This is a genomic window from Novosphingobium percolationis, assembly GCF_020179425.1.
Lineage (GTDB): Bacteria > Pseudomonadota > Alphaproteobacteria > Sphingomonadales > Sphingomonadaceae > Novosphingobium > Novosphingobium percolationis.
In genome coordinates, this window is the sequence record NZ_JAILYM010000030.1 from 1 (window position 1) to 288 (window position 288).

A 288-nucleotide genomic window follows, 5' to 3' on the forward strand; every position below is an offset into this window, starting at 1 on the left:
TGCCGCCAGTGGAGGCGCTAGTGCTGGAGCGGCAGAAAGCGCTGGAGGAAGCGGTGAAAGTATCGATGCGCCGCTGGCAGGCAATATCTTCAAGGTCAACGTACGCCCTGGCGATCAGGTGGCCGAGGGCGATGTGGTGATCATTCTCGAAGCCATGAAGATGGAGACCGAGGTGCGTGCCAGCAGCTCCGGAACGGTGTCCAAAGTCAATGTCAGCGAGGGCGATAGCGTCGCCGTTGGCGATGCGCTGATCGAGCTTTAAGGGCACCGGTATGGAAAAACTAATCA

General features: G+C 58.7%; 1 protein-coding gene. It reads left to right on the forward strand.

Annotated elements, in window-relative coordinates:
* Positions 1-262, forward strand: a 262-nt coding sequence (locus K3A84_RS20270; protein WP_225011280.1) for a biotin/lipoyl-containing protein, incomplete at its 5' end; no start/stop codon positions are given.
* Between the last annotated feature and the right edge of the window lie 26 nt (positions 263-288).